General features: G+C 72.9%; 8 protein-coding genes. 2 read left to right on the forward strand and 6 right to left on the reverse strand.

Annotated elements, in window-relative coordinates; translation table 11 throughout:
* Window positions 1–211, forward strand: a 211-nt coding sequence (locus tag MR1_RS20270) for a hypothetical protein (RefSeq protein ID WP_169797714.1), incomplete at its 5' end; no start/stop codon positions are given.
* Window positions 212–269: 58 nt separating this feature from the next.
* Here MR1_RS20270 and MR1_RS17675 read toward each other — a convergent pair.
* Window positions 270–1,595, reverse strand: a complete 1,326-nt coding sequence (locus MR1_RS17675; protein WP_067250131.1) for an MFS transporter — start codon at window positions 1,593–1,595, stop codon at window positions 270–272.
* Window positions 1,596–1,972: 377 nt separating this feature from the next.
* Here MR1_RS17675 and MR1_RS17680 point away from each other — a divergent pair, with 377 nt between their 5' ends.
* Entirely contained in the window at window positions 1,973–3,379 is a 1,407-nt protein-coding gene (locus MR1_RS17680) for an 8-oxoguanine deaminase (protein ID WP_067250118.1), read from the forward strand.
* 163 nt (window positions 3,380–3,542) lie between these two features.
* Here MR1_RS17680 and MR1_RS17685 read toward each other — a convergent pair whose 3' ends face one another.
* The 5 genes from MR1_RS17685 to MR1_RS20275 form a co-directional block, all read right to left on the reverse strand.
* Complete coding sequence (locus tag MR1_RS17685; RefSeq protein WP_067250121.1) at window positions 3,543–4,454, reverse strand: hypothetical protein; 912 nt, start codon at window positions 4,452–4,454, stop codon at window positions 3,543–3,545.
* Window positions 4,455–4,734: 280 nt separating this feature from the next.
* Window positions 4,735–5,322 carry a nitroreductase family protein gene (locus MR1_RS17690; protein WP_067250124.1) on the reverse strand — a complete coding sequence of 196 codons (588 nt, stop codon included), beginning with the start codon at window positions 5,320–5,322 and terminating at the stop codon, window positions 4,735–4,737.
* A 155-nt stretch (window positions 5,323–5,477) separates the two neighbouring features.
* Window positions 5,478–6,608: an ABC transporter permease gene (locus tag MR1_RS17695; RefSeq protein ID WP_084344882.1), complete on the reverse strand. Its 1,131-nt coding sequence runs from the start codon at window positions 6,606–6,608 to the stop codon at window positions 5,478–5,480.
* Window positions 6,605–7,519: an ABC transporter ATP-binding protein gene (locus MR1_RS17700; protein WP_067250128.1), complete on the reverse strand. Its 915-nt coding sequence runs from the start codon at window positions 7,517–7,519 to the stop codon at window positions 6,605–6,607. The genes MR1_RS17695 and MR1_RS17700 overlap by 4 nt, the downstream gene beginning before the upstream one ends.
* Before the next feature lie 85 nt (window positions 7,520–7,604).
* A partial coding sequence (locus tag MR1_RS20275; RefSeq protein WP_174522563.1) for an endonuclease/exonuclease/phosphatase family protein occupies window positions 7,605–8,756 on the reverse strand: 1,152 nt, incomplete at its 5' end.

An 8,756-nucleotide genomic window follows, 5' to 3' on the forward strand; every position in this document is an offset into this window, starting at 1 on the left:
AGCGCATCGCGCCGGGGTCGTGGTGGGCCCGGCGCCCCTGTTCGCGTGCGTGCGCGCCCGGACTCTCACGGCCCTCCCCGGCATCGAGCGGGCGTGGGGGGACGAGGCGGAGATCGTCGATCGGTGGACGGTGCTCCGCAGCATCAAGCGCAACGGGCACGAGCTCGATCCGCAGGGACGCTCGCGCCGCCGCATCCCCCTCCGCTGGTGACGTGGGGCGCCGGTGAGGCCGGGCGCCGGTGTCGTGGGGCGCTGGTGACGCGGGGGCCTCAGCCGGTCGCGAGGGCGGCGGCACGCAGGCGGTCGTCGAGGCGGTAGCGCGAGAGCGGGACGAGGCTCAGCACGCAGAGGGCCGCGGGGATCACCGAGACCCCCAGCACGATGGCCCACAGTGCGGAGTCCGGCTGGGGGGTTGCCTCGCCGGTGGAGGCGCGGTACCCGCCGACGGCCAGCACCAGGCCCAGCAATGCGGGGCCCAGGGCGTAGCCGAGCAGCTCGAACCCGGACCAGACGCCGGAGATCATGCCGATCCGGTTCACGCCGCTGCGCCGGGCGTCCTCCGCGGCGAGGTCGGGCAGCATCGCGAGCGGGAAGAGCTGGGCGCCCGCGTACCCGACGCCGACGACGGCCGCGGCCGCTAGCATCGGCGCCGGCTCGCCCGCACGTGCCAGCAGGAGCGCCAGCAGCCCCAGCGACATGGTGACGGTGGCGACGGCGAAGCCGCGGCGCTTGCCGATCCGGCGAGCGAGGCGGGACCACGCGGGCGTCAGCACGATGGCCGGTCCGACGAAGCACACGAACGCGAGGGTGGCGACGCCCGGATCGTGCAGGACATGCCGGGCGACGTAGACCACGCCGCCGAGCACCATCCCGATCGCCACGGCCTGGAGCACGAAGGCGGTCACGAGCACCCGCGCGTCCCGGTCGCGCAGCACGATCGCGAGCTGGGCGAACAGGCGGCCGCCGGCGTCCTCGCCCCGCGTGAGCGGCACCGCCCGCGTTCCCCACCACACGCCGATCGTCCCGACGAGGATGAGGACCGCCATGGCGATCGCCATGGTCCGGTATCCGGTGACGCCCCCGAACGCGTCGACCAGTGCGGGGGCGGCGGCGCCGGAGACGAGGATCGCGAGGGTGAACACGATCACCCGCCACGTGACGAGCCGGGTGCGCTCGGTGTAGTCGTCGGTGATCTCCGCGGACATCGCGAGGTAGGGGACCTGGAAGAAGGCGTAGACCGTGGCCGATGCCAGGAACGCGACGAGCACCCAGAGCGCCGCGGCGACGGGAGGTGCCGTGGGACCGAAGAACATCGCCGTGAACGCGAGGGCGAGCAGGATCCCGGCCCGCAGGATGAAGGGGCGTCGACGGTCGCGGGGGTTGCCGGACCGGTCGCTCAGACGCCCCGCGACGGGGTTGAGGAAGAAGTCCCACGCCTTGGGGGCGAACACGATCATCCCGGCGATCGCCGCCGGAACGCCCAGCAGGTCCGTGAGGTACGGCATGAGGATGAGGCCGGGAACGGTGCCGTACGTCCCCGACGCGATGCCGCCGAGGGCGTAGCCCAGGCGGGTGCGGCGGGGGAGTGCGGTCATGCGCCGATCGTAGGGTTCGCCGCGCATCCGGCGGGGTGCGGTGGATCCGATCCGTCATTCCTCGCCTCGCGATCCCCCCGATTCGTCGTCCCGGTCCCCGCCCCGCGCCCCGTTCCCGCGCCCCCCGTTCCCGCGCCCGCGTCGTCCCCGTTCCCGCGCCCGTCGCCGCCCGCGTCGTCCCCGTCGTCGAGTGACCACTCGATGAGCGGGACGGGCGAGGCGGGCCGTTGACGGAGCGCGGCGGGGCGTGTTAGGTCTGGAGGGTCCCTCCGAGGACTCCTGGATCAGCAGACAGGGAAAAACTGAGCTGACCCCGCGTGGGGTCGCTCCCGGCTCCACGACCGCCGCCCGATCGGGCGCTCATGGATGGAGTCCCCTTGTCGCACCACGAATCGTCGCACCACGAACCCCGCCCCGTCTCGCCGTCGGACCGCCGCGTCTGGCTGAAGAACCCCCTCGGCATCCACACCGGCGCCGACGACGACGCCAGGGGAGGTGTGGTGGTCGCGGGCTCTCGGATCGTCGAGACCGTGCCGGCGGGCGCCGACCCGACGGACCCCGTGGACGAGGTCTTCGACGCGTCACGGCACGTCGTCATCCCCGGCCTCGTCAACACGCACCACCACTTCTACCAGACGCTCACGCGGGCCTGGCGGCCCGTGGTCAGCGCGGAGCTGTTCCCCTGGCTCAAAGGGCTTTACGGCGTCTGGGCGGGGATCACGCCCCGCGGCCTGGAGCTTGCGACGACCGCCGCGCTCGCCGAGCTCCTCCTCTCCGGCTGCACGACCGCGGCCGACCACCACTATCTGTTCCCGGACGGGCTGGAGAACGGGATCGACGTCCAGGTCGAGGCGGTTCGCCGTCTCGGCATGCGCGCGACCCTGACGCGCGGGTCGATGTCGCTGGGCGAGGACGACGGCGGCCTCCCGCCCCAGCGCACCGTGCAGGACGCGGACACGATCCTCGCCGACAGCGAACGGCTCGTGCGGACGTATCACGAGCGCGGGGAGGGCGCCCGGGTGCAGATCGGGCTCGCGCCGTGCTCGCCGTTCTCCGTCACGACCGGGGTGATGCGGGACACCGCGGCCCTCGCGGGCACCCTGGACGTGCGGATGCACACGCACCTCGCCGAGACGATCGACGAGGAGGACTTCTGCCGAGAGACGTTCGGGCTGCGGACGGTCGACTACCTGGAGAGCGTGGGGTGGCTCGGCGACCGGACGTGGCTGGCCCACGGCATCCACTTCGACGACGCCGAGATCGCCCGCCTCGGCGCCGCGGGAACGGCGGTCGCCCACTGCGCCACCTCGAACATGCGCCTCGCCTCGGGGATCGCCCGCGCGGTCGAGCTCGAGGAGGCCGGGTCCCCGGTCGGGCTGGGCGTCGACGGGTCGGCGTCCAACGACGGATCCAACATGATCCAGGAGGTCCGCCAGGCGCTGTACCTGCAGCGGCTCCGCTACGGCGCGGCCGCGGTGACCCCGGAGCGCGCACTGGACTGGGCGACCGCCGGGTCGGCGCGCGCGCTCGGACGGACGGACATCGGCGTCCTCGCCCCGGGGAAGCAGGCGGACCTGGCGATGTTCACGCTCGACGAGCTGCGCTTCTCCGGAAGCCACGACCCGGTCGCGGCGTTGCTGCTGTGCGGGGCGGAGCGGGCGGACCGGGTGATGGTCGGCGGCGAGTGGCGCGTCGTGGACGGGCGGATCGTCGACCTGGACGTGCCGGAGCTCATCGCGCACCACAGCGAGGCCGCGCGGCGTCTCCTCGCCCGCCACGCCTGACCCTCCCCGTTCCGCCCCACGCGTGCCCCCCGTCCCGCGCCACGCGTCCCGCGCCACGCGTCGAGTGGTCAGTTTCTGTGGGCAAAACGGCCGTGAACCCACAGAAACTGACCACTCGAACGGAGCGGCGGCGAACGGAGCGGCGGTGGGAGAGGGGGAGGGGTCAGGGGGCGTCGCCGAAGCCCCAGGACAGGGCGAGGAGCCCGGGGCCGAAGCGCCGGCGGACCTGATGGATCGCCGTGCCCGTCGTGAGCGCGATCGGGCGGCGCGTCGTCGACTCCGGCGTCTCCTCGTGCTCCTCGAGCCAGTCCGGCACCGCGTCGGGATGGAAGCGGGTCCACAGCAGCACGTCGCGGCTCTGGCGGGCGACGCCGTGCCCGGTCTCGCGGATGCCGGACGGCCGGTCCGGGGGATAGGAGAGCTCCCACTCGATGAGCGCCGTCTCCGCGGGACCGATCGGACGGTCCAGCTCGAACACGACGCCGTGCACCTCCCCGTCGGGGTGCGAGACGCGGTGGCCGACCCGGGCCCCGGCGACGGCGCGGAACACGGGCGGCTCGATCGGCATCCCCGGCGAGAGCTCGACGTACGGGAAGGCGGTGAGGATCCCGGTCGTGGACTGGATGAGGCTGCGCATCGAGCGTCGGAGGACGTCGCCGTGATCCCCCACCTCGGTCACCACGTGCGTGGACACGTCACGGACGATCGGTGCGTTTCCCATGCCGAGCGCCGTCATCACCTCCGCGGTCGCGTCCTCCAGGTTGCGCTCGGCGAGGGGATGGGCCAGGCCTCCGATCGGTCCGGTCCGGTGCGTCGGGCCGATGAGCTCGCGCAGCGATCCATGCACGAGGCCGAGGATCCGCTCCAGCTCGTCCACGGCGGCGAGGGACTGGGGTCCCTCCGGGCGCCGGCTCCCGGAGCGCCAGTAGCTGAGCGTGGTGACGGACACCGGGTTCCCCCGCGCGCGGAGCTGATCGCGCAGCCTCGCGAGGCTGATGCCGTGCGCGGCGATGGCCCGGCGCAGCTCGCGGGAGAAGGCGGTGTCGGCCGGTGGTGCGGTGGTGCCGTGGTCCATCACAGATGCTCCGACGTATGTGAAGGGCGGGTCCCTAGAGTGAAGCCTACGACCCGAATGCCGGCATGCTGGGGATGCGCGGCGCGGGCGGCGATCGAGCGCGACGCGACGCGCGAAACGATCGCGGGGCGACGGCGCCTGCCCCGAGGCGCCGAGCCGTCCGGGCGAGTCCGACGTGCGGCTGGGGCGCACGTCGGACCGCCACCGGATGACGACGGCGACGGATACGACGAAGCCCCCGGGGCGGATCGGGTTCCGCACCGGGGGCGTACAGCCGGGCTCAGGCCTCGGCGACGACGGTCTCGACGAGCGGACGGCGCACGCGCGGAGCCACCTCGCGCTCCTGGAGCGGGTCCGGAAGGGCGTCGATGTCGCCGAGCTCGCCCAGCGCGATGACGGTGGTCGGGGCGAAGCGCTCCTCCAGGTCGACGAGCTCGCGGATCGTCTCGGGCACGAAGCCGCTCATCTGGTGGACGACCAGGCCGTCGTGGTGCGCCTGCACCGACAGGTGCGCGACCGCCTGGCCCAGGTCGTAGATGGCGTGGGTGTAGGGCGCGCCTTCGGCGTTCGCCGTCTCGGCGATCGCGACGATGAGGACCGCGGCGTTGCCCGCCCACACCTGGTTGAAGCCCATGAGCGCCGACTGGATGCCCTCGTGCAGCTCGGTCCCCCGGCGGGCCACGATGAAGCGCCAGGGCTGCGAGTTGTTCGCCGACGGCGACCAGCGCGCCGCCTCCAGCGCGGAGGCGAGCTTGGCCTCGTCGATCGGGGTCGAGGCGTCGTAGGCCCGGGGGCTCCAGCGGTCCGCGAGCACATCGAGGACGGGGTGCTCGGTGGGGGCGGTGCGGTCGAGGGTGGGCGTGCTCATTCCAGTGCGGCCTTTCGGATCGGTTCACGTTCTCCGGACTCCGTCGTCCGCATCGTCGGGTCCAACTTATGCATGCGCATGAATATTCCCGATCCAATGATCCGCCCCTTCCGCGCGAGGACGCGGAAGGGGCGGATCGGTGACGCCGGCCGTGCTCAGCCCCGGAGCGCCTCGCTCAGCTTCACGCGCGCCCCCATGCGCAGCAGCGAGTTCTCGTAGATCTTCGCGCCCAGGGCCACGACCAGCAGGCAGGTCGCGAGCAGCACCGCCAGGGCGGCGATCGGCTCCCACCACTGGGCCTCGCCGAAGAACAGGCGCACCGGCATCGCGACCGGCGCCGAGAACGGGACGTAGGACATGATCGTCATGACCAGGGGGTTGGTCCCGAGGAAGACGACGAGGAAGTACGGGATCATCGTCAGGTACATGACCGGGGTCAGCGTCGCTCCGGCGTCCTCCTGGCGGGACACGAGCGATCCGGCGGCGGCGAACATCGCCGCGAGCAGGATGAAGCCGAACAGGAAGAACACCGCGAACCAGAGCATCGGCGCGCCGAACCCCTGCAGCAGCGTCGTCTGGCCCGTCACGATCAGGCCGACCACCCCCACGGCGATCAGCAGCAGGATCTGGGCCATCGCGAGGATCGTGTTCCCGAGCACCTTGCCGGCCAGCAGGGACCGGGCAGGGATCGCGGACAGGAGGATCTCCACGATCCGCGTCTGCTTCTCCTCGACGATGCTCGTCGTCACGGGGGTGCCGAAGGACAGGGCCGCCATCATGAACACGATGCCGAACACCATGCCGAGGGCCATGCGCAACCCGGGATGCGGCGCGTCGGGATGCAGCAGCTCCACCGCGGGGGAGACCGACATCAGCGCGACGAGCTCGTCCGGCGCGGACTCGCCGGCGAGGATCGACAGCCCGGTCGGGGAGGAGTCGTCGACGAGGACGGCGGCGTCCACGTCACCGTCCTCGACGAGGGCCTGGGCCGCCGCGCGGTCGGCGACCTCGGTGACCTCGAGGGTGTCGCTCTCGGGCAGCAGAGCGGCGGACTGGCTGGTCGCGGCGACGGCGACCGTGCTCGGCGTGCCCCCGGCGATCCCCATCCAGATGATGCCGCCGAGGGCGACGAGCAGGAGGATCGCGGTGGAGATCAGGAACGCCTTGCTGCGCAGGCGCGTGCCGATCTCGCGCTCGGCGACGAGCCAGGCGCCCTGGGCGGCGGTGATGCCGGTCAGGGGGCCGGACGACGGTGCGACCGGGCGGGACGTGGCGAGGGCGTTCACTGGATGACCTCCTTGAAGATCTGCGCGAGAGTCGGCTGCTGCGGGGCGAATCGGAGGACCTCGCCGCCGTCCATCGCACGGCGCAGCACGCGCTGGGCGGTGTCGGAGGCGTCCACGTCGAAGACCGCGTTCCCGCCCTCGAAGTCGTGGACCGTCACGCCGGGCTCGGTGCGGAGCCAGCCGACGTCCCCGGTGGAGGACAGCTCCCAGCGCGGCGCGGAGTGCTGCTCGCGCAGCGCGTCGCGCGTCCCCGCCGCACGGATCGTGCCTCCGGCGATGATGACGAGGTCGTCGCACAGGCGCTCGACGACGTCGAGCTGATGCGAGGAGAACAGGATCGAGGCCCCCTGGGCGGCCCGGGCCTGCAGCACGCCGGCGACGACGTCGACCGCGAGGGGATCCAGACCGGAGAACGGCTCGTCGAGGATGAGGACCTCCGGCTCGTGGACGAGCGCTGCGGCGACCTGGGCACGCTGCTGGTTGCCCAGGGACAACGCCTCGATCTTGTCGTCGAGCCGCTCGCCGAGGCCGAGCTCGGTCAGCAGGTCCGTGGCCCGGCGGGTCGCCTCGGCCTTGTCGTAGCCGTGGAGGCGCGCGAAGTAGACGATCTGCTCGCGGACCTTCATCTTCGGGTACAGCCCGCGCTCCTCGGGCATGTAGCCGAACCGGCGCCGGTCCGCGGCGGACACCGGGCGCCCGCCGAGCGAGACGGAGCCGTCGTCGGAGGACAGGACGCCGAGGATGATCCGCATCGTGGTCGTCTTGCCGGCGCCGTTGCCGCCGACGAACCCGGTCAGCCGGCCGGGCGCGACCTGGAAGGAGACGTCGTCGAGCACGCGCCGCGAGCCGTAGCTCTTCGTGATGCCGCGCAGGTCGACGAGTCCCTCGGTGAGGACGGGTGCTGTGGTCATGCCTCCACGCTAGGAAGGCGTCGGTCCGGCGGCATCCCCCGCAGGACGGACGCGTGCCCTCCTCCGCGGGACGGAGACCGCGGGATCAGCGGAAGGCGGCGACGATCATCCGGTGATCCGACAGGGTCGAGGCGACCACCTCGGCGCGCACCGCGACCATCCCGCGGGCGAGGAGATGGTCGATCTCCTCGGCGGGGTCGTCGGCGGGCGAGGTGGCTGCGGGGCGGACGTCCTCCAGCGCGTCCTCGGCGCCCGAAGCGAGCAGGGTCCGCCACGCGTCCGATCCGGGCGTCGTATTGAGGTCGCCGCCGCCGATCACCGCGCCGGGCGCGTCCCGGATCGCGTCCGCGAGGATCGCCGCCTGCCGTCCGGTGGCGTCGAGTTCGTTCGCATCGGGCTGGAGGTGCGTCGAGAGGATCCGCACGGGCTCTCCCCGCCACGTCACGGTCGCCGCGGTGAGACCCGCGCCGGTGAGCGCATCGAACAGCGGGTACTTCGTGGACGACGGATCGGACAGGGGCAGCGACGTGAGGATCGCGTCGCCCCAGACCTGGTCGGCGGCCGGTCCGAAGACGGCCTGCATGCCGAGCATCCGCGCGAGGATCATCAGCTCGTCCTGCCCGCCGTTGAGGAGCCATCCCCGGTCCACCTCGCTGAGGAGGACGACCTGTGCGCCGCTGCGGCGGATCTGGGCGGCCACGTCGCCGGGGCGGAAGACGCCGTCGATCCCGTACCCCATGCGGAGGTTGTAGGCGGCGACGACGAGCTCGTCCGAGGCGGCGGCCTCGCGCGCGACCGGCAGCGTGGGGAGCGTGAGGGGTGGACCGGCGAGCGCGATCACGGCGGCCACGACGGTCGCCGCCCCGACCCCGGCGACGGCCCGGGCGCCCGAGTCGTCGATCCGGCGTTCCGAGGCACGGACGTCCTCGTCGTCGGCGGATCCGCCGGACCGGTACGCGACGCACCAGAGCGCGAAGACGGCTGCGGCGGCCACGAGCACGAGATCGGCGCGATAACCGAGGTCGTACCCGGCGTAGTAGGCGAAGAACAGGGCGGTCCAGACGATCGCGCCCGTTCCGGCCGCGAGGGCGGTGCGACGGGGAGACCGGCCGTGGCCCGCGAAGAGCAGCAGGCGCGCGGCGGCTGCCGGTCCCACGACGGCGGCGGCGAGGGACCATATCGGCAGCGCCCCGTCCGCGCCGTCGCGGACGACCTCGGGCAGCAGCGACAGCGCGAC

This window comes from Microbacterium resistens NBRC 103078, assembly GCF_001552355.1.
Classification (GTDB): Bacteria; Actinomycetota; Actinomycetes; order Actinomycetales; family Microbacteriaceae; genus Microbacterium; species Microbacterium resistens.